General features: G+C 51.0%; 26 protein-coding genes and 2 tRNA genes. 12 read left to right on the forward strand and 16 right to left on the reverse strand.

Translation table 11 applies throughout. The features are described from left to right. Positions 1-195: 195 nt before the first annotated feature. On the reverse strand, positions 196-1,188 hold the full coding sequence (locus ACONT6_RS06600; protein WP_428820956.1) for a DMT family transporter: 993 nt from the start codon (positions 1,186-1,188) through the stop codon (positions 196-198). A 443-nt stretch (positions 1,189-1,631) separates the two neighbouring features. Between ACONT6_RS06600 and ACONT6_RS06605 the strand changes: the two genes are divergently transcribed. The 10 genes from ACONT6_RS06605 (at position 1,632) to ACONT6_RS06650 (ending at position 9,772) form a co-directional block, all read left to right on the forward strand. Continuing rightward, positions 1,632-1,708: transfer RNA gene (locus ACONT6_RS06605), tRNA-Val, on the forward strand. A 131-nt stretch (positions 1,709-1,839) separates the two neighbouring features. Beyond that, positions 1,840-3,786, forward strand: coding sequence for a threonine--tRNA ligase (thrS, locus tag ACONT6_RS06610; protein WP_181253480.1), 1,947 nt, complete (start codon positions 1,840-1,842; stop codon positions 3,784-3,786). Between the two features lie 55 nt (positions 3,787-3,841). Then, positions 3,842-4,369, forward strand: coding sequence for a translation initiation factor IF-3 (infC, locus tag ACONT6_RS06615; protein ID WP_078086019.1), 528 nt, complete (start codon positions 3,842-3,844; stop codon positions 4,367-4,369). A gap of 141 nt (positions 4,370-4,510) precedes the next feature. Continuing rightward, positions 4,511-4,705, forward strand: a complete 195-nt coding sequence (gene rpmI / locus ACONT6_RS06620; protein ID WP_010131383.1) for a 50S ribosomal protein L35 — start codon at positions 4,511-4,513, stop codon at positions 4,703-4,705. A gap of 36 nt (positions 4,706-4,741) precedes the next feature. After that, positions 4,742-5,101: a 50S ribosomal protein L20 gene (gene rplT, locus ACONT6_RS06625; protein ID WP_010131381.1), complete on the forward strand. Its 360-nt coding sequence runs from the start codon at positions 4,742-4,744 to the stop codon at positions 5,099-5,101. Between the two features lie 193 nt (positions 5,102-5,294). Further along, positions 5,295-6,308 carry a phenylalanine--tRNA ligase subunit alpha gene (gene pheS, locus ACONT6_RS06630; protein WP_181253479.1) on the forward strand — a complete coding sequence of 338 codons (1,014 nt, stop codon included), beginning with the start codon at positions 5,295-5,297 and terminating at the stop codon, positions 6,306-6,308. A gap of 80 nt (positions 6,309-6,388) precedes the next feature. Next, complete coding sequence (gene pheT / locus ACONT6_RS06635; protein ID WP_428820957.1) at positions 6,389-8,776, forward strand: phenylalanine--tRNA ligase subunit beta; 2,388 nt, start codon at positions 6,389-6,391, stop codon at positions 8,774-8,776. A 130-nt stretch (positions 8,777-8,906) separates the two neighbouring features. After that, a complete protein-coding gene (ihfA, locus tag ACONT6_RS06640; RefSeq protein ID WP_043315900.1) occupies positions 8,907-9,212 on the forward strand; it encodes an integration host factor subunit alpha in 306 nt (101 codons plus the stop codon). Then, positions 9,193-9,558 carry a MerR family transcriptional regulator gene (locus tag ACONT6_RS06645; RefSeq protein WP_428820958.1) on the forward strand — a complete coding sequence of 122 codons (366 nt, stop codon included), beginning with the start codon at positions 9,193-9,195 and terminating at the stop codon, positions 9,556-9,558. Before ihfA ends, ACONT6_RS06645 begins: the two co-directional genes overlap by 20 nt. A gap of 137 nt (positions 9,559-9,695) precedes the next feature. Continuing rightward, positions 9,696-9,772: transfer RNA gene (locus ACONT6_RS06650), tRNA-Pro, on the forward strand. A 176-nt stretch (positions 9,773-9,948) separates the two neighbouring features. Here the strand turns inward: ACONT6_RS06650 and ACONT6_RS06655 are convergent. From ACONT6_RS06655 to ACONT6_RS06725, 15 genes are all read right to left on the reverse strand, one after another. Beyond that, complete coding sequence (locus tag ACONT6_RS06655) at positions 9,949-10,356, reverse strand: hypothetical protein (RefSeq protein ID WP_428820959.1); 408 nt, start codon at positions 10,354-10,356, stop codon at positions 9,949-9,951. A gap of 61 nt (positions 10,357-10,417) precedes the next feature. Next, on the reverse strand, positions 10,418-11,197 hold the full coding sequence (locus ACONT6_RS06660) for an HNH endonuclease (protein WP_428820960.1): 780 nt from the start codon (positions 11,195-11,197) through the stop codon (positions 10,418-10,420). A gap of 106 nt (positions 11,198-11,303) precedes the next feature. After that, complete coding sequence (locus ACONT6_RS06665) at positions 11,304-12,044, reverse strand: hypothetical protein (RefSeq protein WP_428820961.1); 741 nt, start codon at positions 12,042-12,044, stop codon at positions 11,304-11,306. Between the two features lie 41 nt (positions 12,045-12,085). Continuing rightward, the gene (locus ACONT6_RS06670) at positions 12,086-13,783 is read right to left on the reverse strand and encodes a DUF2326 domain-containing protein (RefSeq protein WP_428820962.1); all 1,698 of its coding nucleotides are present in this window, start codon (positions 13,781-13,783) and stop codon (positions 12,086-12,088) included. Continuing rightward, entirely contained in the window at positions 13,755-14,003 is a 249-nt protein-coding gene (locus ACONT6_RS06675) for an ABC-three component system middle component 6 (protein ID WP_428820963.1), read from the reverse strand. Before ACONT6_RS06675 ends, ACONT6_RS06670 begins: the two co-directional genes overlap by 29 nt. After that, entirely contained in the window at positions 13,990-14,538 is a 549-nt protein-coding gene (locus ACONT6_RS06680; RefSeq protein ID WP_428820964.1) for a hypothetical protein, read from the reverse strand. Before ACONT6_RS06680 ends, ACONT6_RS06675 begins: the two co-directional genes overlap by 14 nt. Before the next feature lies 1 nt (position 14,539). Then, positions 14,540-14,827 (reverse strand): hypothetical protein, encoded by a 288-nt coding sequence (locus ACONT6_RS06685; protein WP_428820965.1) that lies wholly within the window; start codon positions 14,825-14,827, stop codon positions 14,540-14,542. Between the two features lie 175 nt (positions 14,828-15,002). Beyond that, positions 15,003-16,658 carry a replication endonuclease gene (locus ACONT6_RS06690; protein ID WP_428820966.1) on the reverse strand — a complete coding sequence of 552 codons (1,656 nt, stop codon included), beginning with the start codon at positions 16,656-16,658 and terminating at the stop codon, positions 15,003-15,005. Between the two features lie 617 nt (positions 16,659-17,275). After that, on the reverse strand, positions 17,276-17,662 hold the full coding sequence (locus tag ACONT6_RS06695) for a DUF6988 family protein (protein WP_428821488.1): 387 nt from the start codon (positions 17,660-17,662) through the stop codon (positions 17,276-17,278). Then, the gene (locus tag ACONT6_RS06700) at positions 17,626-17,934 is read right to left on the reverse strand and encodes a DUF6988 family protein (RefSeq protein WP_428820967.1); all 309 of its coding nucleotides are present in this window, start codon (positions 17,932-17,934) and stop codon (positions 17,626-17,628) included. Before ACONT6_RS06700 ends, ACONT6_RS06695 begins: the two co-directional genes overlap by 37 nt. A 30-nt stretch (positions 17,935-17,964) precedes the next feature. Beyond that, a complete protein-coding gene (locus ACONT6_RS06705) occupies positions 17,965-19,209 on the reverse strand; it encodes a tyrosine-type recombinase/integrase (protein WP_428820968.1) in 1,245 nt (414 codons plus the stop codon). A gap of 375 nt (positions 19,210-19,584) precedes the next feature. Next, on the reverse strand, positions 19,585-20,238 hold the full coding sequence (locus ACONT6_RS06710; RefSeq protein WP_428820969.1) for a hypothetical protein: 654 nt from the start codon (positions 20,236-20,238) through the stop codon (positions 19,585-19,587). Positions 20,239-20,246: 8 nt separating this feature from the next. Continuing rightward, complete coding sequence (locus ACONT6_RS06715; RefSeq protein WP_428820970.1) at positions 20,247-20,828, reverse strand: hypothetical protein; 582 nt, start codon at positions 20,826-20,828, stop codon at positions 20,247-20,249. Between the two features lie 369 nt (positions 20,829-21,197). Beyond that, a complete protein-coding gene (locus ACONT6_RS06720) occupies positions 21,198-21,677 on the reverse strand; it encodes a hotdog fold domain-containing protein (RefSeq protein WP_428820971.1) in 480 nt (159 codons plus the stop codon). A gap of 368 nt (positions 21,678-22,045) precedes the next feature. Beyond that, positions 22,046-23,083 carry a fumarylacetoacetate hydrolase family protein gene (locus ACONT6_RS06725; RefSeq protein ID WP_428820972.1) on the reverse strand — a complete coding sequence of 346 codons (1,038 nt, stop codon included), beginning with the start codon at positions 23,081-23,083 and terminating at the stop codon, positions 22,046-22,048. 286 nt (positions 23,084-23,369) lie between these two features. On the opposite strand from ACONT6_RS06725, the gene ACONT6_RS06730 reads away from it, so the two are divergent. Both ACONT6_RS06730 and ACONT6_RS06735 read left to right on the forward strand, forming a co-directional pair. Continuing rightward, a complete protein-coding gene (locus tag ACONT6_RS06730) occupies positions 23,370-24,422 on the forward strand; it encodes an AraC family transcriptional regulator (protein ID WP_428820973.1) in 1,053 nt (350 codons plus the stop codon). A 574-nt stretch (positions 24,423-24,996) separates the two neighbouring features. Continuing rightward, complete coding sequence (locus ACONT6_RS06735) at positions 24,997-25,989, forward strand: MBL fold metallo-hydrolase (protein ID WP_428820974.1); 993 nt, start codon at positions 24,997-24,999, stop codon at positions 25,987-25,989. The last annotated feature ends 5 nt before the right edge of the window (positions 25,990-25,994 follow it).

Genomic DNA, 25,994 nt, shown 5'->3' on the forward strand with positions numbered 1-25,994 from the left:
AAATTTGCAAGCACCGTGCCAGTGCCTGTGAGCCAGAGCGGGGCGCGGCTTTGCCCAAAACTGGGGTGTGCCGATGAGGGGTGTGGGGAATATTCCGGAATTGGCCGGGAGAGCGGGCGGAAATGGGGCGACCGCGCGCGGGGTTGCGTCGCGGTGCCCCAGAGCGGGGATGAATAAGGCGCTGGCGGTACTGGGCTAGCGGGACTGGGCTTCCGGTTTTTGCGGTATTTCCGCCGTCGCCACCGGTACGGTCTTTATCCCATTGACCTTTTTCATCGCCAGCAGGCTGCCGAGAATGATCGCCATTCCCGCAAAATGGTAAACGGAGAAGGGTTCGCCCAATACCAGTGCCGCCGCTATCAGGGTGATTACCGGGCCTGAGGTGCCGATTGCGCCGGTGCTGGCCGAGCCGATCTGTTGGATGGCTGCACTCATCATCAGTGACGGCACGACCGTGCACACGAAGGCGACCGTCAGCGCGTAGCCATAGACCGGCCACGGCTGATGGAGCCGGCCCCAGTCGGCCTGTACCGCAAAGTGCAATGCGATCGCTGCACTCGCTACCATCATCGCCAGCGCGGTAAATTGACGGCTGCCGAGCTGGCGGATCACACCCTCACTGAATGCCACATAAATGGAAAAGCTGAGTGCGCTGCCGAAGGTCAGCAGTGCGCCCCAGCTGATTGCATCCAGGTTGACCCAGGTCGGGGGCAGAGCGCCGGTGCTGAAATTCTGGTCCTGCCAGTAGATCAGCAAAATGCCCGCGTAGGCACCCAGGATGCACAGCAGCTGCGGGATGGATATCCGCTTACCGAGAAAACACCAGCCCAGGAACAGCACCAGGGTGGGGTAGAGGTAGATGATCAGGCGCTCAAAGTTGGCGCTGATGTAGCGCAATCCCTGCAGGTCGAGATAGCTCGCCAGGTAATAGCTACAGAGCCCCAGGATCACCGTGAGCAGAAGATTGCGGCGGCTGACCGGGCGCCACGCCTGCTGTCGCTTCAGCAACATAAGAATTGCCACGTAAAACGGCAGCGCCAGTGCCATACGTAGCAGGATGAATGTCTCCACGTCCACGCCGTGGCGGTAGGCCAGCTTAATAAAGATGGCTTTGATGGAGAAGAGGGCAGCTGCGCCGAGCGCGAGCAGGAAACCGTTAGTGTTCGTGGAGGATTGGGTATTTTCCATGGCCTTGTGCCTTACTACTTGATTGGCGCCTTAAGGCCGGAGGGTTTGACGAACAACCAGGGCCTTGCGGCGCGGCTGTTGTCGTTCGTGACTGGTGAAATTCAGGCAGGTGACAGCAGGCCGACGCGATGAGTGCGTAGCTTTAGCCAGACTGTTTTGACTGCCATTTGGGAGAGCATGAATCGCCTGCGGTTCATTCCGGGGGAAGCCACATTAAGCCATACGGGTGGACGGTCGGTCTACTCGGTACCCGCTGAGGCGGGTAATTGCGGCGCAAGAAACTTCGCCCTTATTACCTGCTCTGGAGGGATGCTCTCACAAGCGGGAAATGGCGGGAAAATAATTTCTTCAAAGCGTGTTGAAATGGCCAAAAGCTGGTGCTAAAGTTCGCGTCCTCTGCAGCGGGGCCTGTCTTATTGAATGTTCCCAGTCTGCCAGTCTTTAGACCCGTAGCTCAGTTGGTTAGAGCGCTGCCTTGACATGGCAGAGGTCAGCAGTTCAAATCTGCTCGGGTCTACCAATTTCCCGTGAGTCTTCTCTAATGCGCTAGTTCTGCTAGGCTGATTTGACTCGCTTCGGGCTTTCAGCCCGCCATCACCATAAGTCATGCGGTCTTTCGTAGGGATCGCCACTGATAGATAAGGAAGTGCAATGCCTGTTGTCACCCTCCCTGACGGTTCCCGTCGCGAATTTTCCGATTCCGTATCCGTATTCGACGTTGCCAATGATATTGGTCCCGGCCTGGCGAAAGCTGCCCTGGCAGGTGTGGTCGACGGTAAGGAAGTGGATACCAGTTTTGTTATCGATCACGACGCGGAACTCGCCATCGTGACCGATCGCCAGCCGGAAGGGCTGGAAATTATCCGTCACTCTACCGCGCACCTGCTGGCCCAAGCCGTCAAGCAGCTGTACCCCGGTGCCCAGGTCACTATTGGCCCGGTGATCGAAGACGGCTTCTATTACGACTTCGCTTACGAGCGTCAGTTTACGCCGGAAGATCTCGAGAAGATCGAAAAGCGTATGGAAGAGCTGGCCAAGGAAGATATTCCGGTCAGTCGTCGCCTGCTGCCGCGGGATGACGCGGTCAAGTATTTCCGCGAACTGGGCGAGGAATACAAAGCGGAGATTATCGCCAGTATTCCCACCAACGAAGATATCTCCCTGTACCGTCAGGGAGACTTCGAAGACCTGTGTCGTGGTCCGCACGTGCCGTCTACCGGCAAGTTGAAGGCGTTCAAGCTGACCAAAGTGGCCGGTGCCTACTGGCGCGGCGATGCCAACAACGAAATGCTGACCCGTGTTTACGGTACCGCCTGGTCCAACAAGAAAGAACTCAAGGCGTACCTGCACCGCATCGCCGAGGCAGAGAAGCGCGATCACCGCAAGCTGGCGAAGAAATTCGACCTGTTCCATATTCAGGAAGAAGCGCCGGGCATGGTGTTCTGGCACCCGAACGGCTGGACTGTATACAGCACCGTTGAGCAGTACATGCGCGAGCGCCAGCGCGAGCGCGGCTATAAAGAGATCAAGACCCCGCAGCTGGTGGACTTCTCCCTGTGGCAGAAATCCGGTCACGCCGACAAGTTCGGCGACGACATGTTCACCCTGACCAGCGAAGAGCGTCAGTTTGCCATCAAGCCCATGAACTGCCCCTGTCACGTACAGGTGTTCAACCAGGGCCTGCGCAGCTACCGCGATCTGCCCCTGCGTCTGGCGGAGTTCGGCTCCTGTCACCGCAGTGAGCCTTCCGGTTCCCTGCACGGCCTGATGCGCGTGCGCGGCTTTGTGCAGGACGATGGCCATATCTTCTGTACCGAAGATCAGATCCAGTCCGAAGTATCCGAATTCATGGACCTGCTGCACGCGGTCTATAAAGACTTCGGCTTCGAAGAGGTGATCTACCGTCTTTCCACCCGTCCGGAACAGCGCGTCGGTTCCGACGAAAGCTGGGACAAGGCAGAAAAAGCACTGGCAGACGCGCTGAACGCAGCGGACCTGCCGTGGGAAGAGCTGCCGGGTGAGGGCGCCTTCTACGGGCCCAAGATCGAATTCTCCCTGAAAGACTGCCTCGGCCGTGTATGGCAGTGCGGTACCATTCAGGTGGACTTCTCCATGCCGGGCCGCCTGGACGCCCAGTATGTGGCGGAAGATGGTTCCCGTCAGACCCCGGTGATGCTGCACCGCGCGACCCTCGGGTCCTTCGAGCGCTTTATCGGTATCCTGATCGAGAACTACGAAGGGGCCTTCCCGACCTGGCTGGCTCCCCAGCAGGTGGCAGTGCTGAATATCACTGACCGACAGGCCGATTACTGTCGTGATCTCGAGTCCAAGCTGGGGGCCGAAGGCTTCCGTGCTGCAGCTGACTTGAGAAACGAGAAGATCGGCTTTAAAATCCGCGAGCACACGCTTCAGCGTGTTCCTTATTTGCTGGTGATCGGCGATAAGGAAGTGGAAAATCAGACGGTCGCCGTGCGGACACGTAGCGGTGAGGACCTCGGAACCATGACTTACGAGTCATTCCTTGAGCTCCTCAGCCAAGATGTGGATCGCCGCGGCCGTTCGTCTATTGAGAGTGCTAACGAGAGCGCTGACGCCTGAGCCATCTCATAGACATTTTTATAAATCATCGGAGACGAGTGTTATTAAACGAGATATGAAAGGAAAGTCCAAGAAGGCCCGTATCAATGATCAGATCGAGGCGTCGCAACTGCGACTGATTGGTGCGGATGGTGAACAGGTAGGTATTGTTTCTCTGGAAGAGGCGCTGGAAGAAGCGCAAAAAGCCAGCCTGGATCTCGTTGAAATTGCCTCGGACTCCGATCCCATCGTCTGTAAGATCATGGACTACGGGAAGCACATTTTTGAGGCCAAAAAGGCCAAAAATGCGGCTAAAAAGAAACAAAAGCAGCAGCAGATCAAGGAAATGAAGTTCCGTCCCGGTACCGATATCGGCGACTACCAGATCAAGCTGCGCAACCTGACCCGCTTCCTGGAAGCCGGGGACAAGGCGAAAGTATCCCTGCGCTTCCGCGGCCGTGAAATGGCCCACCAGGAGCTGGGGATGGAAATGATGCAGCGCATCGAGAAAGATCTCGAGGAGCTGGGTACTGTGGAGCAGCGGCCAAAAATGGAAGGCCGTCAGATGATCATGGTCATCGCGCCCAGTAAAAAGAAAAAGTAAGGCGCAGGGGTAACCCTGCACCTTCTTTTCGGGAAGTGATCGGGCGACGGCTGCCTTCTCACTCCCGCACAGTCGCAGGCCCAGGCCTGTGGCCTATTAACAAAGCCCATTTATGGGCCATTATTCACTTTGGAGTACAAAATGCCGAAAGCAAAAGTACATTCTGGCGCTGCCAAGCGCTTCAAGAAGACCGCTTCGGGCTACAAGCACAAGCACGCTAACAAGAGCCACATCCTCACCAAGATGACCACCAAGCGTAAGCGTCAGCTGCGCGGCACCAACACTTTGAACAAGTCCGATGCCACCCTGGTCGATCGTATGTTGCGCGCCAAGTAATTGGCTGCAAACGCAAAGTTTTAAGAGGATATTGATATGGCCCGTGTAAAACGTGGTGTAGTGGCGCGTCGTAGTCACAAGAAAATTCTGAAGCAGGCTAAAGGTTATTACGGTGCGCGTTCTCGCGTATTCCGCGTAGCCAAGCAGGCAGTCATCAAAGCTGGTCAGTACGCTTACCGCGACCGTCGCGTTAAGAAGCGTAACTTCCGCGCTCTGTGGATCACGCGTATCAACGCCCAGTCCCGCGCTGAAGGCCTGAGCTACAGCCGACTGATTGCCGGCCTGAAAAAGGCGGATATCGCTCTGGATCGCCGTGTTCTGGCTGATCTGGCGGTATACGATAAAGCCGCTTTTGCTGCCGTAGTTGAAAAAGCCAAGGCAGCCCTGGCAGCTTAATTAGCGCCTGCAGAATAAATCGGCCCGCAAGGGCGGATTTGTGCTTTAAGAATAGGGAAGGGCTGTTTGGCTCTTCCCTATTTTTTTATCAGCTTTTGCTAAAAATAATTCTGTCGCACCCGGTGTGTACTATCGATACCGGGGCGGCCAAAACTTCCAATTGTCACTCATCGATCAGAACGAGAAGGTTTCAATGCAAGAATTGCAGTCCCTCACCGAGCAGGCGCTGGCACTCGTAGAAGACGCCAGCGACCTCGCGGCTCTGGACCAGGTGCGGGTAGATTACCTGGGGAAAAAAGGTCAGATTACCGCGCTGCTGAAAAGCCTGGGCAAACTGTCTGCGGAAGAGCGCCCGGCAGCGGGGGCCAAAATCAACGAAGCCAAGCAGCAGGTGCAGGCAGCGATCAACAGCCGCCGCGAAGCGATGGAAAAAGCTGCCATCGAAGAAAAGCTGGCCAAAGAGACCATCGACGTCACCTTGCCTGGCCGCGGTGAAGATCAGGGCAGCATGCACCCGATCACCCGCACCCTGCGCCGCATTGAGGAAATCTTCCAGCGCCTCGGATTCTCCGTAGAGCAGGGGCCGGAAGTGGAAGGGGACTACTACAACTTTGAAGCCCTGAATATTCCCGCGCACCATCCCGCGCGCGCGATGCACGACACCTTCTATATCGATCCCTCCACGGTACTGCGTACGCACACCTCTTCCGTGCAGATCCGCACCATGGAGAAGACCAATCCGCCGCTGCGCATCATCTGCCCGGGCCGTGTGTACCGTTGTGATTCCGATGTCACCCACTCGCCGATGTTCCATCAGGTAGAAGGCCTGGTGATCGACGAGGGCGTGAGCTTTGCGCACCTGAAAGGCTGTATCGACCAGTTCCTGAAAGCGTTCTTTGAAGCGGATGTGCCGGTGCGTTTCCGCCCGTCCTACTTCCCGTTCACCGAGCCCTCCGCCGAAGCGGACATCCAGTGCACCAACTGTGGCGGCGAAGGCTGTCGCGTGTGCTCCGGCACCGGCTGGCTGGAAATCCTCGGTTGCGGCATGGTGCACCCGAACGTATTCGCCTCCTGCGATATCGACAGCGAAAAGTACTCCGGCTTTGCCTTCGGCCTCGGGGTAGAGCGTATGGCCATGCTGCGCTACGGCGTGAACGACCTGCGCCTGTTCTTCGACAACGACCTGCGCTTCCTCAAGCAGTTCTAACGCGAATCCCATAGGTAGGAGCCTGCCTTGCAGGCGAACAGCGCAAAGCGCATAACAGAATTCAGAATTAGAGAACGATTATGAAATTCAGCAATGCCTGGTTGCGGGAGTGGGTAAACCCGGACCTGACAGCACAACAGCTGGCCGACCAGATCACCATGGCGGGCCTGGAAGTAGACGCCGTAGAGCCGGTCGCCGGTGCGTTTTCCGGTGTCGTGGTAGGTGAGATCGTCGCCTGTGAACAGCACCCGGACGCTGACAAGCTGCGCGTGTGTCAGGTGAAGGGCCACCCGGAAGGCGACATGCAGGTCGTCTGCGGTGCCCCGAATGCCCGCGTCGGCATCAAGATTCCATTTGCACTGGTCGGCGCCAAGCTGCCCGGTGATTTCAAAATCAAGAAAGCCAAGCTGCGCGGCGTCGAGAGCTTCGGCATGCTGTGCGCCCAGACCGAACTGGAACTCGGCGACGACAGTGACGGCATCTGGGAGCTGCCCAGCGATGCCCCCACCGGCACTGACCTGCGCGAATACCTGCTGCTGGACGACAGCGCCATCGAAGTGGACCTCACCCCGAACCGTTCCGACTGCCTCGGCGTGGCCGGTATTGCCCGCGAAGTGGGTGTGCTGAACCGCTGTGCGGTCACCGAACCGGCCATTGAGCCCGTCGCACCGGTGATCGAAGAGAGCTTCCCGGTATCCCTGATGGCCGAAGACGCCTGTCCGCGCTACGTGGGCCGCGTGATCCGCAACATCAACATCGATGCGGAAACCCCGCTGTGGATGCAGGAGCGCCTGCGTCGCAGTGGCCTGCGCAGCATCGATCCGGTGGTGGATGTCACCAACTACGTGTTGCTGGAGCTGGGTCAGCCCATGCACGCCTTCGACCTCGCCAAACTGACCGGCGGCATCAAGGTGCGCATGGCAGAGCAGGGCGAAAAGCTCACCCTGCTGGATGAGCAGGAAGTAGAGCTGAATGCCGATACTCTGCTGATTGCGGACGAGAAGGGCCCGCTGGCCATCGCCGGTGTAATGGGCGGCCTGGATTCCTCCGTCACCGATGCCACCAAAGACATCTTCTTGGAGAGCGCCTTCTTCAGCCCGCTGGCCATCGCCGGCAAGGCCCGTTCCTACGGCCTGCACACGGATTCCTCCCACCGCTTCGAGCGCGGCGTGGACTACCGCCTGCAGGAAAAGGCCATCGAGCGCGCCACCCAGCTGCTGCTGGATATCGTTGGCGGTGAGCCGGGCCCGGTACACCTGCGCGAAGTGACTGAAGCCATGCCCGCAGAGCGCAGAATCAACCTGCGTCGCGCGCGCGTACAGACCGGTCTCGGTATTGATATGCCGGACAGCGACATCGTCGAGATCATCACCCGCCTGGGCCTTGAGAAACTGTCTGAAGACGCCGAGGGCTGGACCTTCCTGGTGCCCAGCTTCCGCTTTGATATCGCCATCGAAGCCGACCTGCTGGAAGAGCTGGCCCGGGTATACGGCTACAACCGCATCCCCAGCGTGAGCATGAAAGCCTCCCTGGACATAGTGCCGCGCAACGAAGCCATCGTCGCCCAGTCACGCCTGGAGCAGACCCTGCTGGCGCGCGGTTACCAGGAAGCCATCACCTTCAGCTTTATCGATCGTGAAGCCTCCGCCAAATTCGATCCGGAAGTGGAGCCGGTGGCCCTGCAGAACCCGATCAGCGCGGAACTCTCCGTGATGCGCACCACCCTGATGGCAGGGCTGGTCAAGGCACTGCAGTACAACCTGAACCGCCAGCAGGACCGCCTGCGCCTGTTCGAGACCGGGCTGCGTTTCGTACCCGCCAGCGATGCCGGGGAAGCCCTCAAGCAGGAGCGCATGATTGCGGGCCTGATCTACGGCACCCGCCAGCCAGAAGGCTGGACCGGCAACAAGGACCTGGTGGACTTCTACGATATCAAGGCCGATGTAGAGGCGCTGCTGGCGCACTACGACGCCGATGCCGAATTCACCTTCGCGCCCGCCAAGCACCCCGCGCTGCACCCCGGCCAGTGTGCCCAGGTACTGCGTAACGGCGAACCGGTGGGAACACTGGGTGCACTGCACCCGCAGCTGCAGCAGGCGTTTGATTTGCCCAAGGCCGCGTTCCTGTTCGAGCTCAGCCTGGACGGATTGGGGCAGGCGGTAATCCCCGCATTTGCTCCGCTGTCCAAGTTCCCGGAAGTGCGCCGCGACCTCGCCATTCTGGCGGACGTTGAGACCCCGGTAGGCCAGTTGGCTGAATCGGCGGTCAAGGCTGCCGGCGAATATTTGACGGACTTCAACATTTTTGACGTCTATCAGGGCAAAGGCATTGATTTTAATAGAAAAAGTGTCGCCATGGGCTTGACCTTTCAGCATCCCTCGCGCACCCTTAATGACGAAGAAATCAATGCCGCTGTAGAAGCGGTTGTTTCTGAACTAGAACAAAAATACAACGCCAGCCTGCGCTAAACCGGTCCGCTCCGGGATACGCAAGTTGACGAGCGTATCCCGAGAGCGTCTGCCTCCGGGTTACAAGCCGCAGCGGTACCAGGCTTAAAAACCGGGAGTCGACGTCTCTGAATCTATTGGGCAGGAACCAATGACAGAGGCACTGACCAAGGCCGGGCTCGCCGAGAAGTTGTACGAAGAGCTGGGTTTCAACAAGCGCGAAGCTAAAGAAATCGTCGAATATTTCTTCGAGGAAATCCGCAACGCCCTTGAAAATAACGAGCAGGTCAAGCTGTCGGGGTTTGGCAATTTCGACCTGCGTGACAAAAGCCAGCGTCCGGGAAGGAACCCAAAGACTGGTGAAGAAATCCCCATTTCCGCGAGAAGGGTAGTCACCTTCAAGCCGGGGCAAAAACTCAAGGCACGAGTAGAAGAAGATGCTGGAAGCGAGTCATAACAGCGAACTCCCGGTTATCCCGGGAAAACGCTATTTCACCATCGGTGAAGTGAGTGAGCTTTGTGCAGTCAAACCGCATGTACTGCGCTACTGGGAACAGGAATTCCCTCAGCTCAGCCCGGTAAAACGTCGAGGAAACCGACGTTATTACCAGCACCAGGATGTCATCCTCATCCGCCAGATCCGCGCACTCCTGTACGAAGAGGGCTACACCATCGGCGGCGCACGCCTGCAGATGGAAAGTGGCAGCTCCGAAAAAGTACAGACCGTACAGCTGCAACAGGTGATCCCACAGATGATCGCCGAGCTGGAAGGGGTGCTGGATTTGCTGGAAATTGATGCCTGAGTCATCCAGAGTCAAAAAGGCGCAAAACGGGCTTGCATTCCCTCCGTACTTCGGTATGATTTGCGCCTCATCGCCAAGCGATGCCCCTTATAAATCAAGCACTTACGCGATTTTCCCGCAGCTTGATTTGCTCTTATCGGAGTGTAGCGCAGCCTGGTAGCGCACCACACTGGGGGTGTGGTGGTCGTCGGTTCAAATCCGGCCACTCCGACCATAAAACCGTTGTAAATCAACGGCTTAGAAGCCCGCCACTTGAGCGGGCTTTTTTGTGCCTGAAATTTAAGTCCGTATTAAGTCCAGAGAAAAAGATCACACTACTTGGGTGTGTTACCAGGCAACTGGGGTAGGGCATGTTGAAATGGTGCTCAGAAAGTCTCTGGTTCGCTCTGATTAGGAGTTCAAGTCTGCAGTAATTTGGCCTTGGCTATATAGGCGATCAAACTCCTGCCTTGCGCGTTTTTTGTGACTTACGCATTCCACCATGTGTTGGTCTGACTTGAAGGAGTGACAGCCTTCGGGAGCCTTATAGTAATGAAACCAGGCTTTAAGCCTAAGTGCGTTCTCTGTCGCTTTCTCCTTCGCGCGTTGAGCTGCTATTAACTCGCGTTGCTTTTTCAGCTGAGCCTGCTCTTTCCTCTGGCGTTCGAGCATTGCTCTTCTTTCTTTTTGCCTTTCGATCTGCTCCTGAATTGCTTGCTGGGCCATGTGTGCTGTGTAGTTTACATACGCTAGCCTTAAACCAAGGGAGATAAATCCGGCCAGCAGAATTCCAGCGGCAATTTTAAGTATTAGTCCCATTTCAATCTCTGAAATATCGTTTGCTTATGAGGAAGGCCCAAGTGGGAGCTCTATATACATCTTATCGGCTGCTCCCTTGCTTCTCTATCGATTCCCTGAGCACCTTGAGTTCTTCAATAGAGTATGCGGGCCTTCTTTTGTGCAGCATTGCGTGACAATTTGGGCACACAGGCCTTAGGTCTTCTACAGGGTTGAGCTCATACTCTTCACCGATTTCCGCGAGTGGAAGTAGATGATGGACGTGGATGAACCCTTTTCCAATTTCGCCGTATTCCCGCTCGAAATCAAAACTGCAAACTGAGCAAGTGGTGCCGTGGGCTTTTAGGCAATCTTTCCGCGCCTGTGGGTTTCGCTCGTAAACATTGATAGAGATAGTCTTCGTGCTGCCTTCGATGTATTTCTCTGGCTCAGAAACTTCCTCTGCTAAAATGTCAGGTCGAGTGTCGGTGCCACTTCTAAAGCCCCATGTGATTTGCACTGGAGTTTCGTCTTTGTACTCTTTTGCATAAGCCTGGCCGGCAAAAATAAACGGTGATCGATCTTCTTCTCGGTAAAAAATGTAGACGTTAGTTTCGTCGCTTAAAAGTGATTGGATTGATCCTTGCTCAATATGTGATTGATTCTTTCCATACCAAAAGAGGTCATCACCAACGAATTTATTCTTATAATCATGGCCCGTACGCCCGGCAACTCCCATATTGCAGAAAATAAACCAGTCTTCTTCATAATTTGTATAGCCAGTATTCCAGTTTCCTTTTTGTTTATTTGGCGGAACACTGCAGATTGAGTAGATCTCATTCTTTGTGTAATTTTCACCAATCTTGAAATCGTAAGTTTTCATGACTTTGGGTATTGTAATTTAAGTTTCTTGTGAGTCGTCTGAAAATGCCGGATTGATTTTAGAGTTTTCCCCAATTTCTTATGGTTTTCTAAATTTAAATTCTTGCTTAAATCTGATTCATTTTCTTGAGTCGAATAATGCTATAGGGGATGTCCAAAATATTTTTGAACGTACATATCCAATCCTTTTGTTTTTTAGTTATGGAGTCAGTGGTTTTTACCTCTACAAGATGAGCAATACTATCTCTTATGGCGACGATATCGGGCCAACCACCGAAAAAGCTCCCTTCGTTAGATGCCGCTTCAAAGATGTTCAAGAGTTTTTGCGTGCCTACTGCCTCAATGAAGCCATAGATCAAGTCAAGTTCATCTGGGTCAAAGCCGATAGTGTCTTTCCGGCGTAAAAGGTCGCCGAAGTCCTCTAGATACTCAATAATCGAATCAATCGAGGCTTCGCTAATGATCGAGCGGAAATGTTCTTTCGTGAATTCTGCAGTAGGCGACATCGCAAAGCATGGTCTTAATAGTATGGTTCTATTTCCTGACTTGCTGGTCCTCGTCATTGAGCCATTTTGATGTTCTTCATGAGCTACCAAGCACATTAAAGAATGAACCATTTTAATTAGTCGACCCTCTTCGCCCATTACGGTGTAACCATGATCTTCCAAGAAGCACGTCAGCGCTTCTTCTGGTCTCAAGTTTTTCTTACTCTGGTACATCCAGCCTGATTTTCCGGAATCTTTTGCCAATTCGAGCGAATATTCTGGAACGTTCAATCCTAGGGCGTTCTCCTTTGAAAGGAGTAGGTGCTCTAGCTCAGAGAAGCTATTTCTTTTCATAGGTGTCATAAAAATTTCTTTAGCCTGGAGGTCACTCAAATTTTCGGGGTCTATATTTTGAAGAACTTGTCGTCCTCGGATAGTTCGAGGATTACTGAATGATCTTTGAAGGCCTTGAATTTCTCGCCGGAAATTTTATCGTTGAGGACTGAGACAATATATTGACCCTCTATTTTTTCTGAGCTTTTAAAAATAGAATAAACTTGGTTGATGTCTACGTCTTCTATGCTGTCATGAATAACGAAGGTCGGTCGTTTCAGTTTGTTTTTTCTGATGAAATTTATGTACGCCATATCGAATGCGCTCAACTCCCCTTTCTTTTTTCCTCCGGTTGAGTTTGGCGTTACACACGCAATGTCGAATTCACATTTTTCTTTCTCGGCATCAAATATCAAGTCAAAAATATAACGCTCACCATAAAATGACTTACTTAGATCGCCAAAATATCCGTTGAAAATTTCAACATTTCGATCAAGTGTTTCTCTGTTGTTGTAAATCTCGTCTACGACTTCGGTTTTTCTGAATTCTAATTTGGTGATAATTTTTTTAGTTTCTTCAATTTTTTCAAGCAATACCTGAACCTTACCTATTTCTTCTCGAACTGTAGATAAATCATTATACATCTGGCCTATTGACTTTAAGGCGCTAGGTTCCCTTATGCCTCTAAATATGCTGGACTCAGATTTTTGAAGGAGGTTGATATCTGATTTAAATTGATTCAGTTTTTCTATCGAAGAATGTAGCTCTTTTTCAATGATTTTTATCTTGTTGGTCAGGATTTTATTGTGAAATACGACTAGTTCTTCATATGAACGCTTTAGGTTTTCGCTTACCGATACGCCTGCGTCAGCGTAGACCTCGGAGAGCTCTTTTCCATTTACGTTTGTAGCGCTGCCTTTTAGTTTTTCAATTGACTTTCTTAAGTAGTTGACTTTATTTGTGGCGGATGAGTATTCAATTGTCAGGTCAGATATTTCAGACTGAATTTTAACAAGTTCTTTTACATCTTTTTCTTGTGCATCCTTGAAGTCAAATAATGAAATCCGATTTTTAAGTTGAGCCTCTTCTTTCTCCAGGGGTTTAATCATTTTAACCAAAACGCTTTCCCTGTGCGGATTTCTATACGCGGCTAAATGTTTTTTCTTTGTTGATATCTTATTGTTTAACTCTCCTTTTTCCTTGAGCAAGCTAAGCCCTGAGAATCCAAATAGAAATAAATATAGTTGATCATATACATCTGGTTTTGTATTTCCGTGCAAAAACTTGGTGGTGTTTTGCATTTTTTCATGAGTATTACGAATAAACTTATGGCTTAGACTCCTGATTGAGGGCTTTTCACTATTCAAGCCGAAAACCTGGGAGGCAATTATTTTTGTATATTCCCTTTTCTCAACAATTTCATTATTTATTAAGTAGTTAGATTTTTGAGGCTTCGTTGTCAGGGTGCGTGCGACAGAGTACCGGCTTTGGTCGAATCCAATGAAGGTGAGCTCTGCAATAACTTCATTTTCATTGATAAACTGCGAGACTTCGGGGATGACTTTTTTGAATTCTTGTTCGGTATAAATATCTTCGCCAGAAGACAAGAATATGTAATCAATAATTCGTGAAAGCGTCGACTTGCCGACGCTGTTCCCGCTTTTTGATTGGCTTGAGTCGGAGTTTATTATTAGGTTTAAGCCCTTCTTAAAGTTTACTTCTCTTAATATTTTCTTGTTTTTATAAACTATCAACTTTATCAGTTGCATACTCTATGAACCCATTTTCATTTAAGTCAACGGCACCAATAATGTAAAGCCAGTCTAGTGAGTAGGTAAATACTTCATATGAGGCCTCAAACTCACATTTTATATCTTCATATAGGTCCTCGATGGCTACCTGTGTATAGTCACTTTCAGATAGCTTGATTAAAATTCGAGCTCCAATAAATATGGGATTTATTTTGGGGTCTGAGTCAATCGTGATCATTTGGGTTTTCCAAAACAATACATTCAATTATTGAATAGCTAACGATTAGCGCGACGCCAAAATTGATGTCCTCATCGAAGTACCCATCTTTTAAATCAGAGGATGATTTCACAAATTCTGTAGTTTGGTTAATTACTTCTCTGACGATGTCATCGGACTTTGACTTTAACTTAGGGAGATCGAATGGACTGGTGGATATATTGTAATTGGATAGGGCAGAAAAATAGAAAAGCTTCATCTGCCGCTTAAGTTTGGTACTACCGTTGTTGATTAACTTATTGAGTAGCGAAATTGATTCGTCAACCATAGATGAGTTGTCAACATACTCATCTATCAGCCAGCGATGATTATTGATGTCATTGAAACTGATTTTTACTTCAATCTCAGCTGGGTCTCTATCTAGGTCGATTCTCTCCGAATCACTTGTGGCAATTATTTCAATAAGTTTTCCTAGAATTGTTGCCCGGGCCACTTGGCTGTCATTTTTTACAGTAATTGGACCTTGGTTATTTTCGAAAACTACACCTGCACCCATATCAGCCTCTATTATCTATGTGCACTGGGCCGGAGTTATCTTGGAAATATTGCGATTTATCACCCTGAGAAATTTTATTTCTATTGTCAGGGTTGTTTGTCCTAACTTTCAGCTCATTGTGCTCATTGGATATGTGAATCAGTTGAGCTGAAAGTCGGTCAACTTCCTTATTTGCCTTAGATTTTCCCACGGCCTGAAAAATTGCAATCGCGCTTGCAACAGCTGAAAGTGTGAAACCCAACAGGCCAACTAATGGGTTCGCTAGGAACTCTGAAATACTTTGTAACATGGTATTTTCCCTGGAACTGGACTCATTTTTCTTATCGTGTGAGGAAGCTTTCCTAACAATGACTGTTTATACCATATTTTGTGACGCAGTTTGCGTTTTGATGCTGTTGGGATGGTTATTTGAACGGTATCTGCTGGTTTGCATTAGACCGTGGAGCACTTGCACCGACGTACAGTTATTGACAGAACTCCAAGGGAGGGGCGTTAGCCCCTCCTATAGCTCTCGCTTCCGCTCCGCAACTTTCGAATTCAGCAACCGGTCGAACTGTCCATTCGTGAAAGCGCGTGATAACCCTGGATTTGGCCTGAAATAGAAGGCCGATCAATTTTTGAGCCTCTTGGCCGTATTTGCTCAGGCCCTCTTTGGCAACGTGGAGTGCCCGTAATGGCAGGCTCGCTCGTTCTGGAGTGGGGCCACCAGATAGTTCGGTAAAGGTCTCCCAGTCTCCTTTATCTGCGGCCTCAATGAGTCCTTTTAAAAGCTCGCTATCTATGGAGTCCAAAGCAGCTTCCGCATGCTCACTATGGGCGAGCCTGCGGGACTCTCGCCAAGCGGTCACGCTAGGGCCGCCGATCTGCTGGAACTGGCGGATCTTCCAGGTAGACGCCCAGGCTCGGATACGGATGGCACTCTCAATCGCGTTATGCCCATATAGGTCTTCGCCGACTTGCTCACCGTCGATATTCTTGGCTATGTATTTAGCGATATAGCCGGCAGCGGTACCTTTGTTCGGATCTATGTATTTGACGGTGAAGCGTCGTTTCTGGGCTCCGGGTTCGCTGCCGTCTATCTCCAACGCGTAGTGGCGGAAGATACTGAGTGCCTCCTTGACCTGCTCGGGCGCAATGAACAAGAGCATGTGCCAGTGCGGGCAACCGTCGTGATGCGGTTCAACCACGCGGAAACCATATGGCTGGATCTGGCTTCGCTTCAGTTTCGCCCGGATCTTGCCCCACTGTTGGTTGAAGTACGCCTGGACTTCGGCTGGAGTGGCGCCGTTGTACCGTGGGTTTGGCTTACAGTTGGCGGACAGGTGACTGTGGTACTTGGAGGGGGCGGTAAGAGTAAGGAATACGCCTTGCTCACCACGCTTGCGGGAGATCGCTTCAAACCCAGCCATGCGGGTCATGAGTTCGCTTCGCCGGTTGGCCAAGTTCGCTACACTTCGCTTCGCCACATCGAGCAAGTTGAAGACTTCGCCTAGCTCGTTCACCGCTTCCAAAGCGGCCAGCACCGCTTCATTTCGCTTCCATTGAGCGAGTTTTCGGTTCACCCCGTGGTTACTGGCATAGATGCCTGATCGTTTGTTGACCAAACCGAGCTCGATATGGACTGCTTCCAGGTAAGTGTCTTGAAGCGCACGAACGCCTCGCCGCCACCAGTCGGGGCAGAATACACGGGCGAGCGCTGGCATTATCTCTTGTTGGCTTGCCTGGAGCGGATCGGGATGGGGAAAGGTCAGCTGGCAGTTCTCGACGCTCTTAATCGCCTTGCGAAGTCCATTCCTGTATCGCCCGGCCTTGTTCTCCCTAAAGAACATGGCTTTAAGCATCTTGGCCTTGTGCTCGGCGTAACGTCGGACGTCCTCATCTGGGGATGTCATATGTAGCCCTTCAAACGACTTCCCGAGTTTCAGGGTTCCGTGGATCTTCCGTAGGGCCTGATTCGCCTTTACGTGCCCGTCGGCGAGGGCAATACGCTTATAGTAATGCGCGAGGGCTAGGCAGATGAATTCATGTGTCTTGAATATCTGAGACCTGAATGCGCGGCACTCGTGAGTCCCGAAGCCTTCAGTGATAGCAAGCGCCTCATCGACGTCGGAGATGGCCATGGCGAGACCCTAGGCCTGTCCCAGGTGTTCCAGCTTTGAAAAGCTGTTGAGCCATGTATCCAGGTCTTCGCGCAAGTACCGGACGGCACGTCCTATCTTGATAAAGGGTGGGGCAGGGGTGCGGTTATCCCGCCGCCCGTCCATGCGAGCTTGGGCGAGGTAAGAGCGGCTCATGCCAATGTATTTGGCAGCCTCAATCTCGGTAAATGCTCGATTGCTGTTTTGTGTCTCCATGGGCATTGCTATCCATCTGTGTTTGTCACGATGGACACACCCTATAGAGCGGTTCGCTTCACTGTGAAGAGGCTGTTTGGTCGCCGTTCGCTTAGTTCGGTTAAGATATTTTTAGATCAAAAAATGCTCAATGCGTCGAACTTCGCCGAATTCGGTTGCCGTTTTCGCTTCATCTTCGGCGATTAGACCGAAACTTTGATTTGGCAATTCTCGTAGAAAAAATTTTAAATTTTTTCAAAAAATATTGGCAGGTGATACGAAACTCTATGATTACTGAGCCTTTATCCGAGATGAAGGGGCGATCGCCCTCTCTCTTGGGGGGCGACTAAACATCAGATGCTGGCTATAAAAGAGGGGCGCGACGGGCTTCCAGGTGAATGCGGTTATGCCGTCTCCGGCAAAATGAGGCAGTCAGGAAAGGACATATGCAGTTTAGCGGTGTAGTCATCAAAAGCCCTATCTGAAGTGATAGCCGTCAGTAAATTCGCGGTAAGGCAGGAAACCGCGTTAGAGTGCTTTATGGCAATTTCAAGCTTCTTATCTGGAAACTCAACAGCGTGAGTGTGTAGTGCCAATGCGCCTCCATGTACCATTGAGCAGAGGGGCTTCCAAGAGGTGTCCTTAAATCCATATAGGTTCTGCAGTACATGTTCTGGTAGTTGTCCATGGGGCTGTTCCGAGGAAGGCGCTGCCAAGTCTTCAAGCATCTGGCTAAGAGAGGGCTGTTCCTTATTTAATCGGCTAAAGTTTGTTTGTGTGGGGGGGCAGATAGGGCGTCGACTTTAGATTCAGGTGCTGCGTGAAGTATCCATATGGCTTTCACTAGTGCCTCGTATTGCAGTCGAAATAAGCTTACTCCAGACGTTTTATTGCCGATTCCAATAAGTGATTTCGCCGAGGAAGCATGTTCGATAGCAACGCTGCACATTATTTTCGACAAGATTATACGATTAGAGTCTGCTGGAATGGGGAGGTCGAGTAAGCGAGCAATCTCTGTTTCGAGATGAAAAGAACGTTGTAGTAGTTGTTCCATAGTTTTCATATTTACTATCAGTTTCTCAATTTTTGTATCTCACCCAATTAGGGCTACTGCATCTGCCTTATGGTCGGGAGCAAGGTGCGCATATCGGAGTGTGGTATCGAGGCCTGAGTGGCCACAAAGCTCCCTGACTGTATTTAAGGGAACACCCTTCATTACTAGCTTCGAGGCAAAGTCATGCCGCATGTCATGCCAGCGAAAGCTGCTGATGTCGGCTGCTTTCAGAAGGTTACGCCAGGCTGTATTCACGTTATCGAGTCTACCGCCATCATCTGCCGGAAATACTCTACCAGTTCGAAGGGAGGCCTGCTGCCTCCATGCGAGAAGGCACTTTAGGGCTGTTGGTCCCAGTGGAATATGCCGAGTGCGCCGCGATTTCGCGGTTTCGGCTGTAACAGTGATGACTTTGGTCTCGAAGTTAACGTTCTCCCACGTCAGGTCAAACAATTCGCCCCGGCGCATCCCGGTTTTGAGGCTCAGGGTTACCAAGGGTGTCAGCCGATCTCCGTATGTAAATGGGAAAAGGTCGCTCATCAGCTCATAGCCACGAATAGCCCGGTGCTCATTCGCTCGCGCTCGGGCTTCCTTGAGCTTAAGGTCGCGTTCTTCCAGAGCGCTATAGAGGCGCTCTTCTTCGTCGCTGTTCAGATAGCGGACTTTGGGGGCGCTATCGACATGGAGTGCTTTGAGTTTGCGGAGAGGGTGCTCTTCAATGGCTTCCCACTCTACGGCCTTGGTGAGAATTGAGCGTAATGCGTTGACCAGGCGGTTGAGAGTGGCCGGTTTATTGCCATCCTTCAATCGCTGGACCCGCCAGCGCTCAATCCAGGCAACAGAGATATCTGCCATAGGGGTATCGAGGAGGTCGGGAAAACTGGCGTAGACACTCTGAATGGTCCTATCTGAGCTTTTCAGGTTGGTCTGGGCCCAGGGTCGGTAATGGTTCTCGGTGAATCGCTTTAGCGTCTTTTCCGAGGCTGCGCGGGCGGCCTTACGGGAGGACTGCTTTTCTTCCTGGATATCTTTGCCTTCGGCCACCTGGCCCGCATAGCGGGTAGCGAGATCTCGGGCTTGTTGGACTGTCAGTTGGGCACCGTGAGAGCCGATCTTGATGCGTTTCTTGCTCCCGCTTGCGGTGCGGTAGGCATAGTAGTAGGTCATGCGGCCGGTGGGCTGGACCCGGAGTAGGAAGCCCTTCACGTCTGTATCGACGACCTCATACGCCTTTTCGGCTGGCGCGAGATCCTTGATTGTCCTGCTGGTGAGTTTGGCCTTCATTACTACCCCCGTTTTGATGGGATAGTAAATTTAAGTCCATATTAAGTCCAATTGGAGTGAACTCGTGGGAAGGGTGGTAGGTTGCAGTGAACAATGGTGAACTTTATAAGGTGTTGATTTATATGGGTTTATTGGTGTTTCGGTATTCTTTCTTGTTCACTGGGGTTCATTGAAATTCACGCCAATTTCCCCCCGGGGGTGTGGTGGTCGTCGGTTCAAATCCGGCCACTCCGACCATATATAAAAAGCCCGCTTTATGCGGGCTTTTTTGTTTCCAAAACTATCTACTCTGCGCTGTCTATCCGATGCTGCTCCATGTGGCAGCTATAGGGGGCGCGAGCCTTCTCGCAGCTGGCGCGCGGTAAAAGCTGCCATTCACCAGCGTTTGGTTATCCGCATTATTTTCTCATCTGCCTCGATTAACAAAAGGTCGTAACCTTTCCCATATGCTGTTGTCATTGTCCAGTCAAGTCGCAGCAAGAGGTCCTCAATCCCATCACCATTGAAATCGCCCTTTGCCAGTGTGGTGAAATTGATATCCATGTCATCGAGTTGTACTTGTAATACTGAGGGGCTTATCTCTTGGGTTTTCAGGTTAGGGTAGGCCTTTTCCATCGTCTCATTACTTTCGGTAGGTTTTTCTCCACCTAGGTAGGGGATAGATGTGGCGGGGAGATTGCGAATGAACTCCGATGAGAGCATGTTTGGTAAGAAGGTTGCGGATGAATTCTGGCCTTTGAAGAATAAGTTTAGTGCTTGGCAATTCCGCACTAGCATTATAAAAAGTGGAAACTGATCCTCTTTTACGGATTCCTTATGCGTGTTTTCGACATCTGAACAAGATGTAAAATTTATTAGTGAACCGTCCTTTGCGTCCAATTCATAGTTTAGCGCGGTGGATTCATAGCTATTCCCTATAGTTTCCAATCCCGCAAATTCTTCTTCATTTAAAGACTTATTGATGTCTGGAGCATTTCGGGGGGAGCATGCGGCCAGAAAAATCGTAGCTAGCAGAGCTAAATATTTCATATTGTTTTTCAGGGTTGTGTAGTCGCTGATTTAGAGTTGGCGCTAAGAAATAGTTGATTCACATAGTTGTTTCGACTTGGGCTTACGTGAGGGCGATAGGATTCTATTCCGGCAGTTTTCCAATCTTCACTTTTAATAGCAGCGTTGAATTTAATAAATTGCCCTTTAAGTTTCGTGGCGCCCAGATTGAAGATCATATCAAAAAGCGCTATTTGGGCTGCTGCTGGGAACTGGTCGAACTCTTTCTGGAACCCTCTCCTGGTACTGTACAGTGCGATCAGCTCTTTGTAGAACGAGTCTATGTGGTGATCTCTTTGCCGATCGATATCGGCTTCTTGCATAACAAGCTTGCAGAACTGTTTGTACCAGCCGGCGCGATAGTTGCGCTTTTGTTTTGCGATCTGGTCAAACTCTGCTTGTTTCTGTGCGGCAGTGGCCGGGGTGGCAGGCAGGTTGTTTAAAACAGTAAATAGCGGCACTGAGCTAATGGCAAATTTGTTTGGGATCATGTGCCCAATACCTACGGTAACCTTACCCACGGTGTCTAGGTATAGGTGGTTATATCGCCCTTCGTATTCTTCTAGTTTCATTGCGACAGCGCTTTTGATTGCTGGGGCTAACGGCATTTTATATGTCCATTTCTGTCCGTTTGGGTGCCTTTGTCTTATAGAGGTGGCTATATATCGTGGCAAGGGAATTGATTCTACCGCGTAGAATTTTGGTTTGAAAATGAAGGTTGAAGTACGTTAGTACTATGTTTCTTCGGTAGTTCTTGGTGCTGCGAGTTTTGTCGAAAGGTTATGGCTGCTGCGTGCCAATCGGACTTTGATCACTGTGTGAGAGAAAGCCTGGTTGGGGAATTCCGTCACCGGGCTTTTTTATGGTGGGTTCGATCTGAAGCTCGCCATATAGGTATAGGGCCGTGCCTGCCCAAGGCAGACATGCCCATTCGGCAAGGCTTATTTATTCTTGGGAGAAATCCGCATGGTGATGTCCGCATGGAAGACCTCCTCGCCATTGGTATCAAACACACTAACGGGCATCACCACATCCTGCGCAGAATCCCATTGGAAGTCATCGACCCTGCACACTGCACGCAAGTCGGTCTTGGCCATCTTCAGGTATTGCACGGTCATGCCCACCGGAATCCAGCGGAAGTTGGCGTCTAGGGATACATCCAGGCACACGCCGCCCGCCAGTTCCGCGGCGTTGCACATGGCGATGGCGTGCACGGTTTTGATGTGGTTTTGCACTGCGCGGCGTTTTTTCAGTTTTACCTCAACCAGGCCCGGCTTTATCTGGGTGAAGCGCGGTTTGATCGAGCTGAAGTAGGGTGCATTGAAGCAGACAATCTTGCTCACCAGCCAGCGGCCAAAACCATTGCCACCGAGGGTTTTCCAGAGTTTCAGGATCGGACTTTTGGAGGGTACGTAGGTCATTTGCTATCTCGTGCCTGGCCGCATCAGTAAGACCCTCATTTTTGCACCTCTGTCGCGCGCAGATTAAGTATCAAACTGCCCGATAGGCTTGTCCGTATCGCTTATTGTTCCGCTGGCGGTATGTACTGAACCCACTATTGCTTTCACTTCCGCTCCGCTACTTCCGCGATCCCAGGCGGCGATCATGGCCCGTGTGTCGGTCAGCAGGAGGCCCAGAACCGCCGGCCTTGAACTTCGCCCCTGATACCAGTGTTGCTCAGGACAACTACAGCTTCAAACTGCAGAGCAGCGGCGTCGGCGGCAACAGCATCGCCTTGCCTGACATGCAGAAGGGCGCCAGTCTTGGACAACAAGGTACTCTAGAAGCGTTATTCGATATGGTTTTCCAAGTGCCCGAGAAAGGTGGCTCTGGTGACCACCTGGTCGCCGCGCTGCAAATAAAAGCCCTGATTCCACACATTCGCAGGTTTGAATAGCACGCCGGCAGCTGTGCCGGTAAGAATCAATGTCCCGCGGGGTATGACATGTTTTGGGAGTAGCTCCACCTGTTCATCGCCATCAAAAAATGTACGTGCTGCCTGAGCGAAAGCTTGGTGCACTATTTCATCCACATTCAGGATCATTTGGTCTGCCGTAAAGCGCTGTCGCGCCTCTCCGTTTACAGCGAGTTCAAGGGAAATCGTTTGGTAGAACGAAGCCGACTTCGGGATCACGAACAGGTAGCCAGTGGGGAGGAAAGAGGGGCGTCCTTTGCCAGCTGCGAAACCCGTGGTGCCCATTGGCGCGCGGAGATCAAGCTGCCGAAGTAGGGTCCAGCGATCAGTGAAGTCATTACAGAGTATGAGAGCGTACTCTACCTGGTCTTCAGGAGAGCCAATGTCGGAAAGAGGAACCATGGCGAGTTCTGCCTCGAAGTCGAGGCGCGGGTGGAAGTCTACTGGGTGGTTCCATGCGCTTGCTTGGGACAATTTGGGGAACAAGAACGGCGGATCGTCCAGATATACCTCTTTAGCGTGCTCATAGTAATTCGTACCAGCCGCAACATGAGGGTAGTGAAAGTCCGCAGGTACTGTTAATTCGGTAACCGGGACGACTACCTCGGGCCCCGTGACCTTTTCGAGCCCCTCGTACCCTAGTTGGGCATAGGCTTCGATCAAATCGCGGGCGTCGCCGAGCTCGGCTGTAATATCTATTCCTTCGATAGTGTCACCGTTGTGGCGCATGACCCTGATCAGCGACGAGCCAGTACGCGCAAATGTCAGGGCTGCTGCTGGATCTGCGATGACCTGAGGGCGTGTGGGTTCCCAAGCAGTATCCACGGCGGGGCGCGAGACATAGAAACTATAGGCGACAAAGCATAATGACACAGTGATGAGCACTATTACGGTGCGGGCAAGAAATTTCATGCATTTTCCTCAGTGTCGATGGTCGATCCTTGAGCTCGATGTCAGCTGAAGGCGTGATAGCCAAAGGTATCTCAGCAGAGAGGCGATGTCTGCTGTTGCTTGATTGCGGCCATTCGAAGTGAGGTCGATTGATCGCCAAATGTACAGCCGGGTAAAACTGTTATTCCTGCCCGTTTAGCATTGATCCCCGTGTATCGAGTCGGGCATACTTAAACGGTTCTGTTATACCTCCAAGGGCATCAAGGCTCTAACTCATTGATTTTTATAATAATACTGAGAGGTGTGTGTGGGGAAAGGGCAACAACCGGACATAGGTTCAAACCAAGATTCGTTCAAGCCGCGATCTACTGCCGTAATCACCCGATACCTTTACCGGATGTATGGGCAGGAAGGGCTCGATACTGCCCAGATTCTGGAGCGCTCAGGCATTGATCCCAAGCAACTCGCTGACCCTGTAGCGCGTATTCCCCATGAAAAACTGATTAAAATGTGGGAGGTTGCTGGTGAGCTGAGTGGCGATCCCCATTTTGGGCTTCACCTCGCCGAAAAAGTCCCTGTCATTCCATTTAATGCCGGCGACTATGCGGCAATGACAAGTAAAAACCTCCGCGAATCCCTCTACAATCTGTCTCGCTATATAAGAATTAGTAGCGATGCAGTAAAAATTGACATTCAATTTGATTCTGATTTAACCCATGTCTTCGCTGACTTGTCAGGTGGTGCAAAACCAAATAAACACCATACCGATTTCTGGGTTCTTTATTTGGTTCGCTATATCAAAGGATTGCTTGGTCTCTCCGTGCCGTTAGCGTCGGTTGGTTTTAATCATGAAGAGCCAGACGATACATCTGCGTATCAATCTGTTTTTAATTCAAAAATAAAATTTAACGAAAGAAATAGCTATATTTGTTATGAAAGCAAATATTTGGATGCTACTTCGGTGTGCGCAGATTTATCAATACACAAGCTTCATGAGTCGATGGCGCTTAAAGAGTTGCAAGCGCTCAATGATGTGGGGATTTTTCCCAGAGTCAAAAGAGCGATTAGCGACGCATTACCAGCAAAGGTCGTTGATATAAATGCTGTGGCAAGTGCTTTGAACGTAGCTCCGAGAACCGTTCAACGACAGCTTGCGAATGAAGGCGTAACCTTCAAGAAGTTAGTGGATATGGCAAGGAAGGAATATGCGATTTCAGAAATGGAGAATACAAGCCTATCTATTTCAGAGGTGGCATATCGATTGGGCTATCAGGATATGGGGTCTATTTATCGTGCATTTAAACGATGGACGGGGATGACTCCAGTTGAATACAGAGAGAACTTAAGAAGCGGAGAGTAGATTGAGTGCTTCACTTTCGAGTGCAAAGTAGTCTGTATGAATGGCTAAATAGCTTGGTATTTCTCAGCGTTTTAACGCAGTTAATTGAATGATTAAGTTTTGCAAGGCCCCAGCAAAGCGAAAAATCATTTTATCTTTCCATACAAAATATTAGCCCGGAGAATTTTTTCTGGGGTGATTCCTCTCTAAGAGCGCTGATCTGCGCTGTACAAATTTCCACAAATTATTCCCATTTGCCGTTCGTAGTCTGATTGAAATCGGGCCTGTGGCTCCGCGGCCAAAACCCACTGTCGACTGCGTATCACAGTGGCGTCTGCCGTCATAAGTTTGGCGTGTGGCGCCAGTCAATGGGCTTCTGGTTGTTGGTAGAGTGTTTCTCGAGTTACATAACTATGCACATGTGCGACCAGGCTGAAAACCGGTGCCAGAGAGGCTGTCTCGAGTCAGAAAAAGGTCATATAGGGTGGCGGGAGTCTCAGCATTACAGCTCTGATTAGGGATAGGGCAGTATTCTCCTCGAAATTCAGTGCATAGCTTTGGAACCATAAAACTAATAAAAAGAGAGAAAACAAACATGTTCAAACGCTTTCCAGCAAAGTGGGTGATAACCCTAATGGTGGCGGTTTCACTGCATTCATTTGCCGAGCAGAGAAAGCCGCCGCAGGCCTTCATCGAAAAAATGGCGAGCCACAAGTGGGGCGAAAATCGAACAATTACCCAGGTTTCTGACCACGTCTATATGTGGGGCTCAGACGATCAAAATGGTGCCTATATCGCAACGAAAGATGGCATTCTCGTAGTCGATGGCCATCACTGCCCGTCCGGCACGGTTCCCTGGTTGAAAAATGAGCTTTCCAGGCGTTACGAAGCTCCAATCAAATATCTCGTCCTTTCCCATGATCACCCGGACCATATCTGTAATTCAGATGTATTGGGTGAAGGGGCTGTGACCGTCTCTCACTCAAAACTCAGGGATAACCTTCTGGCCTACCAGCGAAAAGCGGCAATACCCGATGTAACCTTTGACGAAAATCTGACGCTCCATCTTGGTGACCTCGAGGTGAACCTTATCTACCTGGGGCCCACCCATAGCAATAACCTGATTCAGGTTCATATCCCAAAGGAAAAAGTCCTGATCGCGATTGACTTCGCTAAAGGGAAGAAACCTTTCCCAGATCTCCGGGATATGGATATAGACAATTCGATACGGGCCCTGAAAACACTCGCTGATATGGCGGATGTTGAGAATGTTATACCTGGCCACGGGCCCGTTACAACGCAAGAGAGCTTTCTGCAAAGCCGTGATTACCTGAAAGCGCTGAGAGATGAGGTTCGGTCGCTGATGGTGGAAGGTAAGAACCTTAAGGAGATTCGCAACCAGGTAACAATGGAAAATTTCAGTGACTATGAAAATATCGGGATAGTTCTGGATTGGAATATTGTGACCATGTACGACTACCTGTACCGCCAATTGGAACCGAATAATCCAACTACTCCATGGGAAGCGGCCGATTGCATTGAATTTGGGGTGCAGTGCAGGACTAACGATCGTATGGCTTCTCATTAGTGCTT

The organism is Microbulbifer sp. MCCC 1A16149, assembly GCF_050368945.1.
Classification (GTDB): Bacteria; Pseudomonadota; Gammaproteobacteria; order Pseudomonadales; family Cellvibrionaceae; genus Microbulbifer.